Source organism: Rhodococcus sp. MurmanLake-1, from assembly GCF_056945715.1.
This window is the reverse complement of the sequence record NZ_JBWZNF010000004.1, coordinates 75,611-95,597: the sequence shown is the minus strand read 5'-3', so window position 1 is coordinate 95,597 and position 19,987 is coordinate 75,611. Positions and strand designations below refer to the sequence as shown.

15 protein-coding genes are annotated in these 19,987 nt (G+C 62.6%); 4 read left to right on the top strand and 11 right to left on the bottom strand.

Annotation, left to right across the window (positions count from 1 at the left end):
* Positions 1-96 precede the first annotated feature (96 nt).
* Together AC2ETI_RS13280 and pepN are read left to right on the top strand one after the other, a co-directional pair.
* Positions 97-1,332, top strand: coding sequence for an NAD(P)/FAD-dependent oxidoreductase (locus AC2ETI_RS13280; protein ID WP_020908238.1), 1,236 nt, complete (start codon positions 97-99; stop codon positions 1,330-1,332).
* 65 nt (positions 1,333-1,397) lie between these two features.
* Positions 1,398-3,977 carry an aminopeptidase N gene (gene pepN, locus AC2ETI_RS13275; protein ID WP_283384931.1) on the top strand — a complete coding sequence of 860 codons (2,580 nt, stop codon included), beginning with the start codon at positions 1,398-1,400 and terminating at the stop codon, positions 3,975-3,977.
* Between the two features lie 71 nt (positions 3,978-4,048).
* Here pepN and AC2ETI_RS13270 read toward each other — a convergent pair whose 3' ends face one another.
* The 3 genes from AC2ETI_RS13270 to AC2ETI_RS13260 form a co-directional block, all read right to left on the bottom strand.
* The gene (locus AC2ETI_RS13270; protein WP_019749092.1) at positions 4,049-4,528 is read right to left on the bottom strand and encodes a DUF5130 domain-containing protein; all 480 of its coding nucleotides are present in this window, start codon (positions 4,526-4,528) and stop codon (positions 4,049-4,051) included.
* Positions 4,515-4,778 (bottom strand): aa3-type cytochrome oxidase subunit CtaJ, encoded by a 264-nt coding sequence (ctaJ, locus tag AC2ETI_RS13265; protein ID WP_007730943.1) that lies wholly within the window; start codon positions 4,776-4,778, stop codon positions 4,515-4,517. Before ctaJ ends, AC2ETI_RS13270 begins: the two co-directional genes overlap by 14 nt.
* 174 nt (positions 4,779-4,952) lie before the next feature.
* Positions 4,953-5,651, bottom strand: coding sequence for an HNH endonuclease (locus AC2ETI_RS13260; protein ID WP_020908239.1), 699 nt, complete (start codon positions 5,649-5,651; stop codon positions 4,953-4,955).
* 182 nt (positions 5,652-5,833) lie between these two features.
* Between AC2ETI_RS13260 and AC2ETI_RS13255 the strand changes: the two genes are divergently transcribed.
* Positions 5,834-6,241, top strand: coding sequence for a globin (locus AC2ETI_RS13255; RefSeq protein WP_003944464.1), 408 nt, complete (start codon positions 5,834-5,836; stop codon positions 6,239-6,241).
* 4 nt (positions 6,242-6,245) lie between these two features.
* Here the strand turns inward: AC2ETI_RS13255 and AC2ETI_RS13250 are convergent, their stop codons facing one another.
* Positions 6,246-6,737 (bottom strand): cupin domain-containing protein, encoded by a 492-nt coding sequence (locus tag AC2ETI_RS13250; protein WP_078377508.1) that lies wholly within the window; start codon positions 6,735-6,737, stop codon positions 6,246-6,248.
* 106 nt (positions 6,738-6,843) lie between these two features.
* On the opposite strand from AC2ETI_RS13250, the gene AC2ETI_RS13245 reads away from it, so the two are divergent.
* Positions 6,844-8,442, top strand: coding sequence for a glycoside hydrolase family 13 protein (locus AC2ETI_RS13245; RefSeq protein WP_060939155.1), 1,599 nt, complete (start codon positions 6,844-6,846; stop codon positions 8,440-8,442).
* Positions 8,443-8,508: 66 nt separating this feature from the next.
* On the opposite strand, the gene AC2ETI_RS13240 is transcribed toward AC2ETI_RS13245, so the two are convergent.
* The 7 genes from AC2ETI_RS13240 to AC2ETI_RS13210 form a co-directional block, all read right to left on the bottom strand.
* A complete protein-coding gene (locus tag AC2ETI_RS13240; RefSeq protein WP_020970006.1) occupies positions 8,509-9,195 on the bottom strand; it encodes a DUF8010 domain-containing protein in 687 nt (228 codons plus the stop codon).
* Positions 9,188-9,607 carry an acyl-CoA thioesterase gene (locus tag AC2ETI_RS13235; protein ID WP_029255682.1) on the bottom strand — a complete coding sequence of 140 codons (420 nt, stop codon included), beginning with the start codon at positions 9,605-9,607 and terminating at the stop codon, positions 9,188-9,190. Before AC2ETI_RS13235 ends, AC2ETI_RS13240 begins: the two co-directional genes overlap by 8 nt.
* Positions 9,604-14,451: an NAD-glutamate dehydrogenase gene (locus AC2ETI_RS13230; protein ID WP_483634021.1), complete on the bottom strand. Its 4,848-nt coding sequence runs from the start codon at positions 14,449-14,451 to the stop codon at positions 9,604-9,606. Before AC2ETI_RS13230 ends, AC2ETI_RS13235 begins: the two co-directional genes overlap by 4 nt.
* A gap of 99 nt (positions 14,452-14,550) precedes the next feature.
* Positions 14,551-14,970, bottom strand: a complete 420-nt coding sequence (locus AC2ETI_RS13225; RefSeq protein WP_019749099.1) for an acyl-CoA thioesterase — start codon at positions 14,968-14,970, stop codon at positions 14,551-14,553.
* 4 nt (positions 14,971-14,974) lie between these two features.
* Positions 14,975-16,654 (bottom strand): energy-dependent translational throttle protein EttA, encoded by a 1,680-nt coding sequence (gene ettA, locus AC2ETI_RS13220; protein WP_007730925.1) that lies wholly within the window; start codon positions 16,652-16,654, stop codon positions 14,975-14,977.
* Positions 16,655-16,820: 166 nt separating this feature from the next.
* Positions 16,821-17,999, bottom strand: a complete 1,179-nt coding sequence (locus AC2ETI_RS13215; protein ID WP_020908243.1) for an acyl-CoA dehydrogenase family protein — start codon at positions 17,997-17,999, stop codon at positions 16,821-16,823.
* A gap of 95 nt (positions 18,000-18,094) precedes the next feature.
* Positions 18,095-19,912 carry an ABC transporter ATP-binding protein gene (locus AC2ETI_RS13210; protein WP_049940979.1) on the bottom strand — a complete coding sequence of 606 codons (1,818 nt, stop codon included), beginning with the start codon at positions 19,910-19,912 and terminating at the stop codon, positions 18,095-18,097.
* Positions 19,913-19,987: the final 75 nt, after the last annotated feature.

The window sequence follows — 19,987 nt, the reverse complement described above, 5'->3', positions numbered from 1 at the left end:
AATCATGAACCCGTAATCCTTCCCGCGCTTTCCCCCGAACCACCTTCCGATCGCAGTAGTGTCGAAAAGAAACGAGTACGAAGGAGTGGTTCAGTAATGAGCACCAACCGGAGATTCGTGATCGTCGGCGGCGGGCTCGCGGGCGCAAAGATCGCAGAAGCCCTGCGTGACAGAGATTTCGACGGTGAGATCACCGTATTGAGCGAAGAAGACCACCTTCCGTACGAGCGGCCGCCGCTGTCGAAAGAGTTCTTCGCAGGCAAGAAGACACTCCCCGAATTCACCGTCCACGACGGCGAGTGGTTCCGCGACCATCACATCGATCTTCGTCCGGGAACGACGGCAACGGCCATCGACCCCGCTGCGCACACCGTGTCACTTCCGGACGGTTCCACGATCAGCTACGACAAGCTCGCCTTGGCCACCGGCTCACGTTCGCGGCGCCTCGACATCCCGGGGTCCGACGCCGAGGGCGTTCACTACGTGCGAACAGTCGATCAAGCCGCTGCGCTACTGCGCACCCTGGCCGCCGACAAGAAACTCGTCGTGATCGGTGCCGGCTGGATCGGTCTCGAAATTGCCGCGTCGGCTCGCGGTTTCGACGTCGACGTCACCGTGCTCGAACATGCCGGCCTTCCGCTCGAATCGACCCTGGGCCCGGAAATGGGTGAGGTCTTCGCCGCTCTGCACCGCCAGAACGGCGTCGACTTGCGCACCGGCACGGACGTCAGCGCAATCTCTGTCGACGGCGATCACGCCGCCGGCGTCACTTTGAGCGACGGCACCGTGATTCCGGCCGACGCCGTGTTGATTGCTGTCGGCGCGTTGCCGAACACCGAGTTGGCGTCGGAGGCGGGTATCGACGTCGACAACGGAGTTCTCGTCGACGCCGGTCTGCAGAGCAGCGACCCCGACGTCGTTGCAGTAGGCGACATCGCGGCCGCACAGCATCCGATTCTGAATGCACGAATTCGGGTGGAGCACTGGGCAAACGCACTCAACCAACCCGAGACGGCCGCAGACACCATGTTGGGTCGGCCCGCCGAGTACGTGCGCATGCCGTATTTCTTCACCGATCAGTACGACCTCGGGATGGAATACGTGGGTCACGCGCCGCACGGCGGCTACTCCCGTGTCGTCACTCGCGGCGACGTCGACAAGCGCGAGTTCCTGGCCTTCTGGCTCGATTCCGCGAACAAGGTGCTCGCCGGCATGAACGTGAACATCTGGGATGCCGGTGACGCCATCAAGGAATTGGTCGCCTCTTCGCGTCCTGTCGATCCGGAGCGGCTGGCCGATCCGGAGATTCCGCTGGCAGAAGTGTCCGCTTGAGTAAAGCCGTTCTCTTCGTGATGGGATGGACGTAATAGATCCGCACCATCTACGAGGAGATCTTTGTGGTCGCACCGAACCTGACACGCGAAACCGCAGCGCAACGGTCAGCAATCCTGACCGTCGAGAACTATCTGATCGAACTCGATCTCACCGACGGCAACGACGCACCCGGCGAGGAGACGTTCTCTTCGAAGACCACCGTCACGTTCACGGCTACGGCCGGAGCAAGCAGCTTCATCGACATCGTCGCGGCCCGAGTCCATTCCGCGGTCCTCAACGGCACCGCACTCGACGTCTCCGACTACGACGAGTCGACGGGCATCAGCCTTCCCGACCTCGCTGCCGACAACGAGTTGGTCATCGAGGCCGATTGCATCTACTCCCACACCGGCGAGGGACTGCACCGATTCGTCGATCCGACCGATGACGCCGTCTACCTCTACTCACAGTTCGAGACGGCTGACGCCAAGCGCATGTTCGCGTGCTTCGATCAGCCCGATCTGAAGGCCACGTTCGACATCCACGTCACCGCTCCCACGTCGTGGAAGGTCATCTCCAACTCCGCGGTCGTCGAGACCCTTGCCGCCGATCCCGGCAAGCACGTTTTCCGGACCACCCCGAAGATGAGCACGTACCTGGTGGCGCTCATCGCCGGTCCCTACGCGCAGTGGACCGACAACTACTCCGACGAGCACGGCGACATCCCGCTCGGAATCTTCTGCCGCGCTTCGCTGGCCGAGTTCATGGACGAGGAGCGGCTCTTCACCGAGACCAAGCAGGGATTCGACTTCTACCACCGCAACTTCGGTGTTCCCTATGCCTTCGGCAAGTACGACCAGCTCTTCGTCCCCGAATTCAATGCGGGCGCGATGGAGAATGCCGGCGCCGTGACCTTCCTCGAGGACTACGTCTTCCGGTCCAAGGTGACCCGCTACTCGTACGAGCGTCGTGCCGAGACGGTGCTGCACGAAATGGCGCACATGTGGTTCGGCGACCTCGTCACGATGGCGTGGTGGGACGACCTGTGGCTCAACGAGTCGTTCGCGACCTTCGCTTCGGTCCTGTGCCAGACCGAGGCCACGGAGTACACGAACGCCTGGACGACGTTCGCCAACGTCGAGAAGTCGTGGGCATACCGCCAGGATCAGTTGCCGTCGACGCACCCGATTGCCGCGGACATTCCGGACCTGGCTGCCGTCGAGGTCAACTTCGACGGCATCACCTACGCGAAGGGCGCCAGCGTCCTCAAGCAGTTGGTCGCATACGTCGGACTCGAGCCGTTCCTCGCCGGACTGCGTGAGTACTTCCGTGAGCATGCATTCGGAAACGCAACATTCGACGATCTGCTGGGCTCACTCGAGAAGTCCTCGGGCCGTGACCTTTCCGACTGGGGTCGACAGTGGCTCAAGACCACCGGTTTGAACATCCTGCGCCCCGACTTCGATGTCGACGCAGACGGAAAGTTCACCCGCTTCGCCGTCCTGCAGGACGGTGCGGCACCAGGCGCCGGCGAGCGGCGAATCCACCGGATCGCCATCGGCATCTACGACGACGTCGACGGCAAGTTGGTACGAAGCCATCGCGTCGAACTCGACCTCGATGCCGTGGAAAGCACGGATGTCCCCGAACTTGTCGGCGTCGCCCGCGGTGCACTCGTGTTGGTCAACGACGACGATCTCACCTACGGCTCCGTGCGACTCGATCCCGAATCTTTGGCGACGGCGATCGAGCGGGTCGGCGACATCACCGACTCACTCCCCCGCACCCTGGTCTGGTCGGCGGCGTGGGAAATGACCCGTCAGGCCGAACTGAAGGCACGCGACTTCGTCGCACTGGTCGAGCGCGGTATCAGTTCGGAGACCGAAGTCGGTGTGGTGCAACGTCTCTTGCTCCAAGCCCAAACCGCCATCGGCTCCTACGCAGATCCGGCCTGGGCCGAGGCCGAAGGCGCGGCGAGCTTCGCCAATCGGTTGCTCGAACTCGCGCGTGAGGCAGAGCCCGGGTCCGACCACCAGCTGGCATTCGTCAACGCACTCACCGGTGCAGCACTCTCACCGTGGCACACCGAGGTACTGCGCGAATTGCTCGACGCCGATCCCTCCACCGTTGGGCTCGACGGCCTGATCGTCGACACGGACCTGCGCTGGCGCATCGTCGGGGCACTGGCAGCTGCCGGTGAGATCGACGCCGAAGGAACCGCAACTCCGTTCATCGACGCCGAAGCCCAGCGTGACCCGACCGCTGCGGGCGCTCGTCAAGCCGCGGCGGCCGCGGCCGGACGTCCGCAGGCCGCTGTCAAGGAAGAGGTCTGGGGGAAGGTCGTCGGCGACGACTCGGTGCCCAACATCACCGCACGATCGATCATCGGCGGGTTCGCTCGCGAAGGCCAGGACGAATTGCTCGAACCCTTCGTCTCCCGCTACTTCGCCGACATCGCGGCGGTGTGGGAACGACGCTCGAGCGAAGTGGCACAGACCGTCGTCATCGGGCTCTACCCGGCGTGGTCGATCTCCGCAGAATCCGTCGCGGCGGCAGACCGATTCCTCGAAGGCGACATCCCTCCCGCGTTACGTCGTCTGGTCGTCGAAGGCCAGGCTGGTGTGGTTCGTTCACTCGCAGCACGAAAGTTCGACGCGAGCTGACATGCGAAAGGCCGGTGCCCGCGTCGATTCTCACGAATCGACGCGGGCACCGGCCTGTGTCTGACAAACAGTTACGGCGCTGAAATTGCGGCTGCCATAACGCGGATGGCACTGATCAGTCCGTCGATCAGGTTGCCTTCACTGAAGGATGCAACAGCTGCCGTTGCTCCGAGCTGGGTAACGCGATCAGTGACCCGATCGGCGATTGCCCGCCCGCTGCGTACCTCGACGGTGCGCTGGTTGGGCGAGACGGCGATCAGCACGGAACGCTCGGCTTCGGGCGTGGTCGGGAACAGTGCGTCGGCACCCGCTGCCGGATCAGAACCGAGATCACCGATGTAGGCGTTGAATCGCACCTTGGTGGCCCGCGTCGCTTCGGTCATCGCGACGTCGAGCGCGACCAGATCCATGGTCTCGAACGGAAGATCGTCGGTGAACGGCTCGCCGATGCGGTGCACACCGGAAACGCGTCCGCTGGACGTGACGACGCTGCCGACGGGCAGGTCCTCGGGCGCTACTGCGAGCGCGGTCGAATGATCACCACTTGCCACTTGCGGACCCTCCGATCAGATCAGCCGAACCGGCTTCGATTGCGTGTGCACTGCCGTGATGGCCACCGCGAACGGTGACTTCGTCGACAGCACTCCACAGCACGGGAGCGTGATCCCACGACTCACCGAGATGGAACGCCGGCGGAACCGGTCCCGGCGTCTTCTTCCCGAGGAAGGACGCAGCCGCGAAGAACGCGGTGATCAAGGCCGGAATCCCAACGTATATCAGTACTACCTCGAGAATGCTCACACCAGATAACGTAGCCCAGAACGCCAGGAAGGAAAGCGTCAGGGCCACAAATTCTCGGGCAATTTCGTTTCGGTGACGACAGAACGCCGCTCAGGCTGCACCCACGCCGACACATAGCTCAGGCTGCGCCCACGCCGACACATAGCTCAGGCTGCGCCCACGCCGACACATAGCTCAGGCTGCGCCCACGCCGAGATACGGCATCCACGCCGGATGCAATTCCTTGGTCGCCGCGAGCAGACGCCAATGCGGTCCGGACGGCGGAACCAATTCCGCACGGAGAGTCCATCCGAGTTCGCTGAGCATCTTGTCGGCCTTGCGGTGATTGCAGGGGGCACAGCACGCGACGCAGTTCTCCCACGAATGCCCGCCACCTCGGCTGCGAGGAACGACGTGGTCGATGGTTTCGGCTTTGGCTCCGCAGTACGCACATCGGAAGTGGTCACGATGCATCAGTGCGGCACGGGTCATGGGGATGCGGGCGCGATACGGAACGCGCACGTAGGTGCGCAATCGAATGACCGAGGGAACCTGCACCGACCAGTCCGCAGAATGGACTACCGGGCCCTGTTCGTCCTCGTGGACGGTATCGGCCTTGCCGCAGGCCATCAGTACGACCGCGCGCCTGGCAGGAAGGGCGGTCAGCGGTTCGTACGTGACGTTGAGCAGTAGCACCCGACGTTTTACCCACTCGGGCACAACGCGATCGGGAGGGAACATCTCGAGGTGAGAATGCTCTTCGGAAAAGAGTGGGTCAGCAGTGTGCGCGAACCCGTCAGGAACAACTTCCAGAACAGCCCCTAACGCGTGGTCGTTCCGCGCGCTAGTGGGCTGGAGTTGTCGGTGATTGCGTGCAGCATGTCGGTTCTTCATACGACCTCCGGGAGACTGCCCCCAAGTTGACCACGGATGATCGCGTTACGCACTCCCATTTCGAACAAAATTGCCAGGACGGCCGGTGAATTTCCGGTGAATGGGTACGCATTCCGACCCGATGCAACCGTCGTCGACCCGGAAACCGACCACTACGGCCGTCAGGCACAATGGAACTTGCCATGAATGACGTACAGCACGACGTGCAGCAGACCTTCTACGACGCCGTCGGCGGAGCCGAGACGTTTCACAAGCTCACCGCGCGATTCTACGAAGAAGTCGCGAAGGACGAGGTTGTGCGCCCGCTCTACCCCGAGGCCGATCTCGGCCCGGCCGAGCGGCGGATGCGGATGTTCCTCGAGCAGTACTGGGGCGGGCCGCACACGTACTCGGAGGAGCGTGGGCATCCGCGTCTGCGGATGCGCCACAATCCTTTCGTGATCGGCCCGATCGAGCGTGATGCGTGGCTTAGGTGCATGCACGTCGCCATCGCGTCCATCGACGAGAAGACCCTGAGCCCGGTGCACCGCAAGCAGTTGATCGACTACATGGAGATGGCTGCTGCGTCCATGGTGAACTCCGCCATCTGACCGTTTACTTCGCCTTCGGCCTGAACACACGCGCGATCCGGCGGGCTGCCCGTACCCCGAACGACACCGTGGGATGTAGCGGAGAACTCAAGATTGCGTGCTTGCGCACGTACTCTTCGACCTCCCACTCCGACCAGCTGCCCGCCCGGAACAGTGCGGCGTCGCCGACGCCCAGGGTTCGTTTCGCGATTCCGTCGCCCTGAACGGTGACCGACCCTTCGATGATGTGCACGATTTCGTCCGCATGGAAGTACCAGCGGAAGCGCCCCTTCGTGCAATCCCAGACGTGCGTAGTCGTGGTCCCGTCTTTACTCGCCGACCATTGCGCCGACCGTGCAACCGGTGTGCCGAAGATTATCCAGTCCCGGTTGATCGGATCATCGTCGAGCAGTACGTGATCCAAACTGACCGCTTCGATTGCCGACAAAGTCAAGGCCAAGCCCCCTTGGTTGTATTCTCGATACTTCTCCCCCGGCAGTAACACCAAAGTTGCCACATGAAGTCACCGCGTGAATGCAAAGTACACCAAGGCTAGGTAAAGAGTCACGCTTTTGCCGTGTCCAAGTCGTGAGAGTGCCAGACGTTTGGCACTATGAACTGCTGTGAGCACCCCCGCGGATTCGTCCTCTGTAAGCCGGCCCGAAGCCCCGTGGTGGAACGAGGCGGTCTTCTATCAGATCTATCCGCGTTCCTTTGCCGATTCGGGCAGTGACGGTATCGGCGACCTCGGCGGAGTCGAGGAGAAACTCGGCTACCTCGAGCTGCTCGGCATCGACGCGATCTGGTTGAGCCCGGTGATGAAGTCACCGATGGCAGACCACGGCTACGACGTCTCGGATCCTCGCGACATCGATCCCCTGTTCGGCGATCTGGCGACGATGGATTCGCTGATCACGTCGGCCCACGAGCGCGGAATCAAGGTCACCATGGACTTGGTCCCGAACCACACGAGTGATCAGCACGAGTGGTTCAAGGCAGCCCTGGCGTCGGCGCCAGGTTCTGCGGAGCGATCCCGCTACATCTTCCGAGACGGCAAAGGTGAAAACGGCAACGAACCGCCGAACAACTGGCCGAGCATCTTCGGCGGCCCGGCATGGACCCGCGTCAGCGAAGCCGACGGAACACCCGGCCAGTGGTACCTGCACATCTTCGCCAAGGAACAGCCGGACCTGAACTGGGACAACCCCGAGGTCTTCGACGACCTCGCCAAGACTCTGCGCTTCTGGCTCGAGCGCGGAATCGACGGATTCCGCATCGACGTGGCCCACGGAATGGCCAAGCCGGACGGTTTGCCGGACCACGACTGGGAGCTCAACGAGCTCATGCGCAATTCCGACGACGACCCGCGGTTCAACAATCCGGCAGTTCACGAAATCCACCGCGGCATCCGCAAGGTCATGGACGAGTTCCCGGAGGCGATGACCGTCGGCGAGATCTGGGTGAAGGACAACCAGAAGTTCGGCGAATACATCCGGCCAGACGAACTGCATCTCGGATTCAACTTCCGGCTTGCAGAAACCGAATTCTCCGCCGAGTCCGTCCGAGAGGCCGTGGAGAACTCCCTCGCGGCCGTCGCCGAGGTCGGGGGTGTGCCCACGTGGACACTGTCGAATCACGACGTCGAACGTGAAGTCACGCGCTACGGCGGGGGCGAGATCGGGACGCAACGCGCACGGGCGATGATCCTCGTCGAGTTGGCGCTTCCGGGCGCGAGCTTCATCTACAACGGAGCCGAACTCGGCCTGCCGAACGTCGACCTGCCCGACGATGCACTACAGGACCCGGTCTGGGAACGATCCGGACATGCCGAGCGAGGACGCGACGGCTGTCGAGTGCCCCTTCCCTGGGAAGGAACCGAGCCGCCTTTCGGATTCACCACCGGTGCGAGTACCTGGCTGCCGATGCCGGCCGAGTGGTCGACGCTCACCGTGGAGGCTCAGATCGAGGACGTCGACTCGATGCTCTCGCTGTATCGCGCCGCCCTCGAACTTCGTAGCGCCAGGCCGGAGTTTTCCGGCACCGACATCGATTGGTACGGCAGTCCCCCCGGCTGCCTCGCTTTCCGTCGACGCGGCGGTCTGATCTGTGCTCTCAACACCACGGAGGTGCCGATCGCACTGCCGAGCGGGCAGCTGCTGTTGAGCAGCGCACCACTCGTCGACGGTCAGTTGCCCGTCAACGCTGCGGCGTGGCTGATCTGACCGAACACTCTCGCACGTCGTCAGGCGGCGGCCCCATCGCGCTGGTGGTGGCCGTCGCCTGAACTCCTACCGCGCAACCATCAGCGGTATCGAACCACCGCGGTGACGGTAGATCGAACCAAACCGTGCATCGAGGCGCACCCACGATCTACTCGCCCGCACCCGAACCAGTTCCGACGCGTCGATCTGTTCGAGATCGATGTCCGCAGTCATCGCTTCGGATCCGGCGTGCGGAACGAATCCCATTGCGGTCAAGGCAAAAATAACTCGCATCGAGATCCCGACCGTGCCTGACGGACCACTGACCTCGAGCACGTCCTGATCGAGCAACGACGCCGGCGGGCCGTGGCTACTTCCATGCTCGAGCGCCAAGGCGTTGCCCCGCTGCGCCAGTTCGATCAACACCCGGGCGGGTACGTCGTCCAGGTGCTCGAAGCCGTCCATCGGCGGCAACGCCCCACGCCACGCCGAATCCATGGCGAACCCCGGATCGATCAGCTCACTTGTTGCCTGCTCCACCGCCGAGAGCAACTGATCGCCGGCAGCCGACGTGTCGTCAGGGTTGATGGTGCCCGCCACGGTTCGCGTCGCCAGAGCGTCGAAACCCGTTGACGCCCAGACGCTCAGGTGCGCATCGCCGCGTCGGCGCATTCGGATGACCGCGGACTCGTCCAAACGCAAGGCGTGACCGATGAAGCCGGCCAAGTTCTTTCGCTCGGCCTCCTCGGGCACGGTCAGTACACGTTCATGCACGTTGCCAGCTCTCCAGGTACTCCCGCTCGGGCCCGCTGAGGCGGCGCAGCCGTTGAGTGTCGATATCGAAGGCCGCGATCTGAGTCGATGCCACGATGGACGGCGGGACGCTGAGATCGGCGCCGCGGGGGCGAACCTCGTACGCGATGGTGAAGTCCACCGCGCGAACCTTTTCCACCCACATGAAGACATCGAGCGGTGAATCTTCGTGCCGCAGTTGCCCGCGGTACCGCACATGGAGATCGGCAATCACAGCCCCGTCACGCAGGGTGACCGTCGGGCGCGAGTCTTCGAACAACCAAGGAATCCTCGCCTCTTCGAGCAACGTCACCATCCGTGCGTGGTTGATGTGCTGGAAGGCATCCATGTCGGACCACCGAACCACAACTTCGGCGTGGAATCCTTCGCTCAACGTCCTACCTCCGATCGGGTGCCCATGCTGCGCACCATGCTACGAACCTGACGCGCCGCCACCGAGAGCGTCGCGAGGTCAAGCGTCCCAGACTCGAAGATCTCGACGAGAGCTGCCCTCGCCCGACTCAGCCGCGAGGCGTTGGTCGATTCCCATTCGTCGATCTTCTCCTGCGGCGACTCCCCCGGCTCGCCGCCGGCCAGAACCTCCATCGTCAGCTGCCGCAGCGAACTGTAGAGGTCGTCTCGCAACGCGAGCCGAGCAAGCGAGTGCCAGCGATCGCCGCGCTCGAGTCCCGAGACCGCGCTCAGCAGCCAGTCGATTCCCAGATGCGCGTCCAAGACGTAGTACAGCTCCGCGACTTCGGTGATGTCGTGATCTGCGATGTCGGCGATATCCGCGATGTCGAGCAGGCAGTAGACGTCGAGCAGTCGGAACACGTCCAGCGCCAACGCTTCCGGAGCCCCGCGATCGATCACGGATTGAGCGCGCACGAGCAGATCGTCGAGCTGGTGGCCGGCGAGCAGCCCCGGAACCAGCGGCGCCGTCGCCCGATACGCTGCCGAGTAGCGCGCAACTTCGGCGCCGACCGCGATCGGCTGGGGCCGATTGGCCAGGAACCACCGCGACGCGCGGTCGAGCAAGCGGCATGACTCCACGATCAGCTCGTTTTCGATCTCTGCACTGACGCCGGCCGAGCGGATTCGCGACCACACCTCGTCGAGCGCAAAGACCTCTCGCACAGCGGCGTAGGCACGGATCGAGTCGGTACTGCTCGCTCCGGTCTCCTCGGCCAAGCGGTAGGCGTACGTGATTCCGCCGTTGTCGATCACTTCGTTCACGAGCATCGTCGCGACGATCTGCCGCCGCAACGGGTGTGCCTTGATCTCCGTTTCGAACCGATCGCGAACAGCGGTCGGGAAGTACTGCGGGATCTGCTGGGCGAAGAAATCGTTGTCCGGCAACTCGGTTGCGAGCAGATCGTCCTTGAGTGAAAGCTTCACGTGCGCCGTCAGCGTCGCCAATTCCGGCGACGTCAGACCCACACCGGCCTCGAGTCGACGCTCGATCTCCTTGTCGGTCGGCAACGCCTCGAGCTTGCGGTCAAGGCCACGTGCCTTGGTCAGATCCGTCAACTGACGGCGGTGAACACCGAGCATCTGCGGCGCGGTCACGCGGGAGATTCCGAGCAGCGCGTTCTGAGCAATGTTGTCCGCCAACACCAGCGCCGCCACGTCGTCGGTCATCGACGCCAGCAACGGATTCCGTTCCTGCGTGGGCAGTAACTGCGAACGCACGAGCGAATCGAGAAGAATCTTGATGTTCACTTCGTGATCGGAGCAGTCGACGCCGGCCGAGTTGTCGATGGCGTCGGTGTTGATGTGACCGCCGCTGGCGCTGAACTCGATTCTTCCCAGAGCAGTGACGCCGAGGTTGCCGCCCTCCCCGATCACCTTGACCCGCAGATCTTGACCGTCGACACGCACGGCGTCGTTACTCTTGTCGCCAACCTGCGCATTGGTCTCGGTCGACGCTTTGACGTATGTACCGATTCCGCCGTTCCACAGCAGATCCACCGGTGCCGACAGAATCGCCTGCATCAATTCCGGCGGCGAGAGCTTCGTGACCCCCTCGGCCAGACCCAGTGCGATCCGGACGCTTTCGGCGATCGGAACCGACTTGACCGTGCGGTCCCAGACGCCGCCACCTTCACTGATCAGGCTCTTGTCATAGTCGGCCCATGACGACCGTGGCAACTCGAAAAGTCGTTGACGTTCGACGAACGAGCTCGCTGCATCCGGGTTCGGATCGAGGAAGATGTGTCGATGGTCGAACGCGCCCACCAGACGGATGTGCCGACTGAGGAGCATTCCGTTGCCGAACACGTCTCCGCTCATGTCGCCGACGCCTACCGTCGTGAAATCCTGCGTCTGCGTGTCGACCCCGAGTTCGCGGAAGTGCCGCTTGACGCTTTCCCAGGCGCCGCGAGCGGTGATTCCCATGCCCTTGTGGTCGTATCCCACGGAGCCACCGGAGGCAAACGCGTCGCCGAGCCAGAAGTCGTACTTGGCGGCAACCGAATTCGCGAGATCCGAGAACGTCGCCGTGCCCTTGTCCGCGGCGACCACCAGGTAGCGATCCTGATCGTCCTTGCGCACCACTCGATCCGGCGTCACAACTTCGCCGGTGGCCGCGTGCACGTTGTCGGTGATGTCGAGCAATCCGGAGATGAACGTGGTGTAGCAGGCCTTGCCCGTTTCCAGCGTCGCCGTTCGATCAGCGGCCGGATCACCCGTCGGCAGAGGCGGATTCTTCACGACGAAGCCGCCCTTGGCGCCGACCGGGACGATCACCGCGTTCTTGACGGCCTGAGCCTTCACCAAGCCGAGCACCTCGGTGCGGAAATCCTCGCGCCGGTCGGACCAGCGGAGTCCGCCGCGCGCGACTGCGCCGAATCGCAGGTGGACGCCTTCGACCTCGGGTGAGTACACGTAGATCTCGAAAGCCGGCCGCGGCTTGGGCAACTCGCTGATCCGCGAGGGATCGAGCTTGACCGACAGGTAGTCGCGAGAGCGGCCGTCGGCGTCGACGACGTAGAAATTGGTACGCAAGGTCGCCTTCACCAAGGAGAACATTCCACGCAGAATGCGATCGGCATCCAAGCTGAGTACCTCGTCGATGGACGCACGCAACTGCTCGTCCAATTCGGCGACGCGGATGTCGTCCTGCTTCTCGGGGTCGAACATCGCCTCGAACAACTGCACCAATGCAAACGCGGTCTGCGGGTGCGTAAGCGCGATTCCTTCGATGTGGAACTGACTGTACGGAAATGTGGCCTGGCGCAAATACTTAGCGTAAGCACGCAACACCACGGCTTGCCGCCAGGACATTCCGGCCCGCAGCACCAACTCGTTGAATCGGTCAGCTTCTGCCCGGCCGAACCAGACTGCACCGAATGCAGCCGTGAATCGCTTCTGGACCTCGGTCAGCGGGGCGGTACTGGTCTCGAGTGGCACCTGCGCATCGAGGTCGATCTCGACCGACGCCCGAAGATCCGCCGGTACCGACAATCCGAAATCGTAGATCCAGCACTGAACGCCGTCGAGTCGCTGCACGACGTGCGGTCGCTCGTCGAGAACTTCGACGCCGAGTGACTGCAGCACGGGGAGCACCTGACTCAACGAGATACCGTCGCCGCCGACGAAGAGCGTGAAGCGCCAGGCACCGGGCGCGGAGTCCACAGCGCGATAGAGCAGTACGTCGATCGCGCCTGGCGCCAACGCCTCGAGCCTGGCGATGTCGGCCAGCGCGCGTGACGGTTCGAAGTCCTCCTTGTATCCATCGGGAAGCACCCGCGAATACCGTTGCACCAGTTCCGGATCCACACCCGGAATGTCGCGAACAAGGTCGTTGATGCGGTCGTCCCAGCTACGACTGACTTCGGTCAGCAGGGCCTGAACTCGCTCGCGGTTGACCTCGGAGACATCCAGATGAACCGGCTCACTGTCCGGATCGCGCCGGATCGTCACGTGCAACAGCGCAAGATCGTTCTCGGTAACCCGGGCGGTGTAATCAACTGTGCCTGGGCCGAATTCGCGCCACAACAGGTTTTGCATCGCCAGTCGCACCCGCGTCGTATACCGGTCGCGAGGCAGATACACCAAGCAGGATACGAACCGTCCGAACGTGTCCTCGCGGACGAAGAGTCGCACCTGTCGACGCAGCCCGATGCTGTGCACGGCGTGGACGGTCTCGAACAAGGTCTCGGCATCGCTCGAGAACAACTCGGTGCGCGGGAAGGACTGGATGACCTCGAGCATCGCCTGCCCGGAGTACGAATGCAGGTCGACACCGGCACGCGCGATGACTTCGCGGACGCGTCGCTCGATCAGCGGAATCGCGAGGACGTTCTCGTGGAGTGCGACCACGGTGAACACACCCAGGAATCTGTGCTCCCCCACGATGTTTCCCTCGTCGTCGAGGATCGAGACACCCACGAAGTACGGGTAGACAGCGCGGTGCACCGTGGCGGGGAACGATCCCTGCGTCAGGACCAGAAGCGGTCGATCCGGGAGATCTGCAACTGGAGGCAAACTCATCGGGCCTTCGGTGACCGCGTCGGAGCGCAGCACGCCGAGCCCGCTGCCGGCGACCGTGCGTGAGCCGTCCTTCGTGCCCTCGAATCGCCGGTATCCGAGTACGGCGTAGTTTCCGTCCGCCATCCACCGGAGCAGCCGAGCGGTATCGGAGAATTCTTCGGGGGTGATCCTCCCGGAGGCAGTTTCTGCAGCACTCTCCAACTCGTCGGCAACGCGCAGTTGCAGTGCCTTCATGTCCGGGGTGTCACCAACCACCTGGCGGACGTCCGCGAGCACTTTGCCGAGGTGGGCTTCGATCGCGTCGAGATCGGAATCCTCGACTTCGGAGTCCAACTGGACGTGCATCCAGGATTCTTGGATACCGCTGTCGCCCAAGGAAATCAGATTGCCCGCGTTGTCGCGTTCAACCGTCAGGATCGGATGGGCGAATTGACTGATTCCCACGCCTTGTCGGTTGAGCATCGCGGTAACGGACTCGACGAGCAACGACATGTCGTCGGTGACGATCTGGACGGCAGCGCCGAGACCCTCGGATCCTGACGGGCGGTACACACGCCATACAGCCGTGCCTGGCGTCCGCTGCCTCCCGAGCGCGAGATGCGCGAGCAGGACTCGATCCGATCGACCGTTGATGACGTCGTCGCTGTCACCCTCGTCGATGTGCGTGAAAAAGGCCTCGCGAAGACGCGTCAACAACGTCGCTTCGTCGAGGCCTGTGCCCTGCTGCCGTACACGGTCTGTCATTCCTGGCTCACATCCTTGTGGGTTCTGATCGCCGCGACCAATCTCTGACTCGAGACTAGCCGCGGCAACCAGTACCTAGGGTGAACTGAGAAACGAAATCTACGATGTCGTCATCTGAACAAGCGATGCTTCGAGCACCGCACGTTCGCTGTCCGCCAGCGGTCTGGACTTTTCGGACACGGTGTCGAATCCGACCATCAACGCGTCGCCGAAGGCGCATTCGACACCCGCGTTGTCACGGATGACGTGCCGAACCGTGAACGAGGAAGTCCCGACGTGAGTCGTGAAGATCTCCACGTTCAACGGACCGGACCGATCGGTGACCGGCTTGAGGAACTCGATGGTCATCTTTCGAACCACGAGGTATCCCGGCCGGCCGCCGAGCGGCGCCAGTTTCGCTTCCAGGAACTGGATGCGAGCTTCCTGCATGTACTCGACGTAACGCGTGTTGTTGACGTGACCCAACCGGTCGGAATCGCCCCACCGGACCTGGATCTGCGCTGTGTATACGTCGGACACCGGATCAGTCCCTGGTGAGCTTGCGGTGAGTCACGCGGTGCGGGCGTGCGGCGTCGGGGCCGAGTCGCTCGACCTTGTTCGCCTCGTAGCCCTCGAAGTTGCCCTCGTACCAGTACCAAGCTGCCTCGTTGTCGCCGAAGCCACCTTCCCACGCGAGGATGTGGGTACAGGTGCGGTCCAGGAACCAGCGATCGTGCGAGATCACGACGGCGCAGCCGGGGAACTCTTCGAGAGCGTTCTCCAGCGAGCCGAGGGTTTCGACGTCGAGGTCGTTGGTGGGCTCATCGAGCAGGATCAGGTTGCCGCCCTGCTTGAGCGTCATCGCCAGGTTCAGGCGGTTGCGCTCACCACCGGAGAGGACGCCGGCCGGCTTCTGCTGATCGTGGCCCTTGAAACCGAACGAGCTGATGTACGCACGCGAGGGGAACTCGGTCTGGCCGACGACGATGAAATCGAGCCCGTCGGACACGGTCTCCCAGACCGTCTTCTTGGGGTCGATTCCGGAACGGTTCTGGTCGACGTAGCTCAGCTTGACCGTCTGACCGATCTTGACCTCACCGGCGTCAGGCTCCTCGAGACCGACGATGGTCTTGAACAGCGTCGTCTTACCGACGCCGTTGGGGCCGATGACGCCGACAATTCCGTTGCGCGGCAACGTGAACGAAAGATCCTTGATCAGCACGCGGCCGTCGAAGCCCTTGTCGAGGTTCGAGACCTCCACGACCACGTCACCCAGGCGCGGCGGTGCCGGGATCTGGATCTCGTCGAAGTCGAGTTTGCGGGTCTTCTCGGCTTCGTTCGCCATTTCCTCGTAGCGATCGAGACGAGCCTTGTTCTTGGCCTGGCGGGCCTTGGCGCCGGAACGAACCCATGCGAGCTCGTCCTTGAGGCGCTTCTGCAGTTTCTGATCCTTCTTGCCGGCAACTTCGAGGCGTGCAGCCTTCTGCTCCAGGTAGGTGGAGTAGTTGCCCTCGTACGGGTACAGGCGTCCGCGGTCGACTTCACAGATCCACTGCGCGACGTGATCGAGGAAGTAACGATCGTGGGTCACGGCGAGGATTGCGCCGGGGTAAGCAGCGAGGTGCTGCTCGAGCCACAGGACAGATTCGGCGTCGAGGTGGTTGGTGGGCTCATCGAGGAGCAGGAGGTCGGGCTTGCTCAGCAGCAGCTTGCAGAGCGCAACGCGTCGCTTCTCACCACCGGAGAGGTGGGTGACCATCTCTTCCGGCGGGGGGCAGCGCAGGGCGTCCATAGCCTGCTCGAGCTGCGAGTCGATCTCCCACGCGTCTGCGTGATCGAGCTTCTCCTGCAGTTCGCCCATCTCTTCCATGAGCTCGTCGGAGTAATCCGTGGCCATCAGCTCGGCGATCTCGTTGTACCGCTTGAGCTGGACCATCGTCTCTCCGAGACCGTCCTCGACGTTCTCGCGAACCGTCTTGGTCTCGTCGAGCTCCGGCTCCTGCATGAGGATGCCGACGGTCGCGCCCGGAGCCAGGAATGCCTCGCCGTTGCCCGGCTGGTCCAGTCCGGCCATGATCTTGAGGATGCTGGATTTACCAGCGCCGTTCGGTCCGACGACACCGATCTTCGCGCCGGGGTAAAAGCTCATCGTGACGTCATCGAGGATGACCTTGTCACCGTGCGCCTTGCGCACCTTCTTCATCGTGTAAATGAACTCAGCCATGACCGCCAGCCTATCGGTGTTTGTCCTATAACCCACATTGCGCGTTGACGCTCACACCGATGCGGGTTCTGCGGACAGTCCGAGGTCACCGACCAGATTCGCCGACACGCTCATCGACCCCCACGAAAACCGCGATGGGGACACCTCCAGGTGTCCCCAGGACGGCTCAGATCATTGCCCGGTGGATGCCCTTCGGCTCGCCACCGAGCTGCGAGAGCGTCGACGAATGGAAAATGGAACCAGGCACATGGATCGCGTGCGCGAGACCGGCATGAGCATCACGCCAGAACCGCTGCATCGGCGTGTTCAACTGCAACGCGCCACCACCGGAACGAGCAAAGATCTCGTCCACCGCCCGCACCGCCCGCCACGCCGCAGCAGTCTGCGTACGCCGACCGATCGCACGAAGCTCGAACGAAACTTCCTGCCCCTTCTCCGTCATGTCCCAGAAACGATCCACCGTCTCCAAGATCGCAGCCCGAGAAGCAGCGATCTCGGCCGCAGCCTCACCGATCGCGAACAACACGTACGGATCTTCCTTGATCGGAACACCACTGACCGTCACACGCTCACGCTGCGCCGCCATATTGCACGCCAACGCACCCTCCGCGATACCGATCAACGACGAAGTGATCCCCAACGGGAAAATGCAGGAGAACGGGAACTTGTACAACGTCTCCGTACGGCCCGCTTCCTTCCACGCCGTCCCGTCGAAAACCTTTCCCGCATCAAGAGTCCGATACGTCGGCAGGAACGCATCCTTGACGATCAGATCCTTCGACCCCGTACCGCGCAGGCCCACGACATTCCAGCTGTCCTGGTCGATGTCGTAATCGGAGCGCGGCAACAACACGTGCAGAATCTTCGGCGGCATCAACGGCTTACCGGACTCGTCACCGACCATCGCACCGATCATGATCCAGTCACAATGATCAGTACCGGACGAGAACGACCAACGACCGTTGAGGATGTAGCCGCCCTCGACCGGCCTCGCCACACCCATCGGCGCATACGGCGACGCCATCCACGTATCAGGATCGGTTCCCCACACCTCTTCCTGAGCCTTGCGGTCGAAGAACGCAAGCTCCCACGGATGAACACCGACGATGCCGCTGACCCAGCCCGTGGCACCGTCCATCGCACCGATAGCCATTGCCGTCTCGGCGAATTCACGCGGATGCGCCTCGAGGCCTCCGAACTCCTTCGGCTGCAACATCCGGATGACGCCGGCGTCGCGCAAACGCTTCGCGCTGCCGTCCGTCAAGCGCATCAGCTTGTCGCCCTCGACTCCGTCGGCGCGGATCTCGTCGGCGAACTGTGAGATGTTGTCCAGAACCTGACCCATGATCTTTCCGCCTCCACTGATAGTCGATCAACGACCATTAAAGTAGAACACGTTCTAGAAATTTGCGGAAGTGAAATGGCCGATATTTCTTGCACTCACACGGTCTGCAGTTCCGACGGGAGTTCGACGGCGTCGCTACCCGAGGCCGCAAGCAACTGTGCGTATCGCCCACCTTGTTGCACAAGTTCGTCGTGGGTGCCCTTTTCCACAACCACGCCCTGGTCGAGGACCGCGATGAGATCCGCATCTCGAACCGTGGAGAGTCGGTGCGCTACAACAAGAGTGGTGCGTCCGACCATCAGCTCGTCGAGCGCGTCCTGCAGCGCACGTTCAGTGCGATTGTCCAAGGCGCTCGTCGCCTCGTCGAGGACCAGGATCGGCGGATTCCGCAGAACTGTGCGCGCGATCGCGATGCGCTGCTTCTCACCACCGGAGAATCGGTAGCCGCGCTCGCCGACCATGGTGTCGTACCCGTCGTCGAGACCGGAGATGAACTCGTGGATTTGCGCGATGCGCGCTGCTTGCTCGATCTCGGCGTCGGTGGCATCGGGTTTCGCGAACCGAAGGTTCTCACGAATCGTCGTATGGAAGAGGTACGTCTCCTGCGACACCACGCCCACCAGATCGGAGACCGTCGCCAGATCGAGGTCCCGCAGATCGATGTCGTCGATTCTCACCGATCCCGCAGTCGGGTCGTACAGACGTGCCGCCAAGTATCCGAGGGTGGTCTTGCCCGAACCTGTGGAGCCGACCAGCGCCAAGGTTCCGCCGGCCGGGACCGTGAGGTCGATGTTGTCGAGAGTCTTGCTGTCGGTTCCTGGATACGAGAAGTCGACGTGGTCGAACCGAAGTTCGCCGGACATCTTGGTGCGGTCGAAGCTCTTCGACTCTTCCGGATCCGCAATGTCGATCGGCAGATCCAGGTACTCGAACACGCGACTGAACAGTGCCATCGAACTCTGCACCTCGACGCCCGTGTTGAGCAGCATCATGGTGGGGCGGAACAATTGGGTCTGCAGTGTGGTGAATGCGACGAGGGTGCCGACGGTGATGGTGTTGCCGTGATCGAGAGTGAAACCGGCAAACCAGTAGACCAGTGCGGGCATGGCCGCGAAAGTGATCGACATGGTCGCCATGCGCCACTTGCCGGCCATCATGGCCCGGAGTTCGACGTCCGCGACTTCCGCTGAACGCTCGGTGAATCGATCCGTCAGAGCCGACTTCGCGCCGGTCGTCTTGCCGAGGAGAATGCCACTGACGGAGAGAGATTCCTCCACCTGGACCGACAGATCACTGAGTAGCTTCTGCCGCTTACCCGAGATCTTGCGGCGCTCGTCACCGATCTTGCGTGCGATACGGATGAACACCGGCAAGATCGCCAGCGAGAAGATGGCAAGCCGCCAATCCAGAAGGAACAGAGCAACAATGGTGGCTGCCACGGTCGTTGCATTCTGCGCGATGGACGTTGCCGTGTTGGTGACCACCGACTGCATACCGCCGATGTCGTTGGCAATGCGCGACTGAACTTCTCCGGTTCGGGTTCGAGCGAAGAATCCGAGCGACTGATTCTGCAGATGCGAGTAGACCCGCACACGCAGTTGGTGCATCAGTTTCTGACCGATGCTGTTGGACATCCAAGTCTGCGCCACGCCGAGACAGCTCGTGATCACGGCAATGGCGATCATGCCGATGGCCAGAACGCTGACGAGTCCGAGGTTCTTGTCCGGGATCGCCTTGTCGAGCATTTCGCGTAGGAGCAGCGGACTGCCCAACGCCACGATCGCGCTGAGTGTGATGACCGCGGTGACGATGGCGATCTGAGTTCGATACGGCGCGAACAGTCCGAGTACGCGCTTTGCCGGTACGGAGTCCGCCGGAGTGATCTCGACAGCGGATCGTTCGATGTTTCGCATGTGATCTGGTTTCACGTTCTACCTCCTGGAGGCTTTCTCACCCTAGTTTCATATTGATGAGGTTACCTCACTATG

Coding starts and splice junctions, on each gene's coding strand:
- AC2ETI_RS13280 (WP_020908238.1), top strand. CDS start 97: ATGAGCACCAACCGGAGATTCGTGATCGTCGGCGGCGGGCTCGCGGGC.
- AC2ETI_RS13260 (WP_020908239.1), bottom strand. CDS start 5,651: ATGAAGAACCGACATGCTGCACGCAATCACCGACAACTCCAGCCCACT.
- AC2ETI_RS13255 (WP_003944464.1), top strand. CDS start 5,834: ATGAATGACGTACAGCACGACGTGCAGCAGACCTTCTACGACGCCGTC.
- AC2ETI_RS13230 (WP_483634021.1), bottom strand. CDS start 14,451: ATGACAGACCGTGTACGGCAGCAGGGCACAGGCCTCGACGAAGCGACG.
- ettA (WP_007730925.1), bottom strand. CDS start 16,654: ATGGCTGAGTTCATTTACACGATGAAGAAGGTGCGCAAGGCGCACGGT.
- AC2ETI_RS13215 (WP_020908243.1), bottom strand. CDS start 17,999: ATGGGTCAGGTTCTGGACAACATCTCACAGTTCGCCGACGAGATCCGC.
- AC2ETI_RS13210 (WP_049940979.1), bottom strand. CDS start 19,912: ATGCGAAACATCGAACGATCCGCTGTCGAGATCACTCCGGCGGACTCC.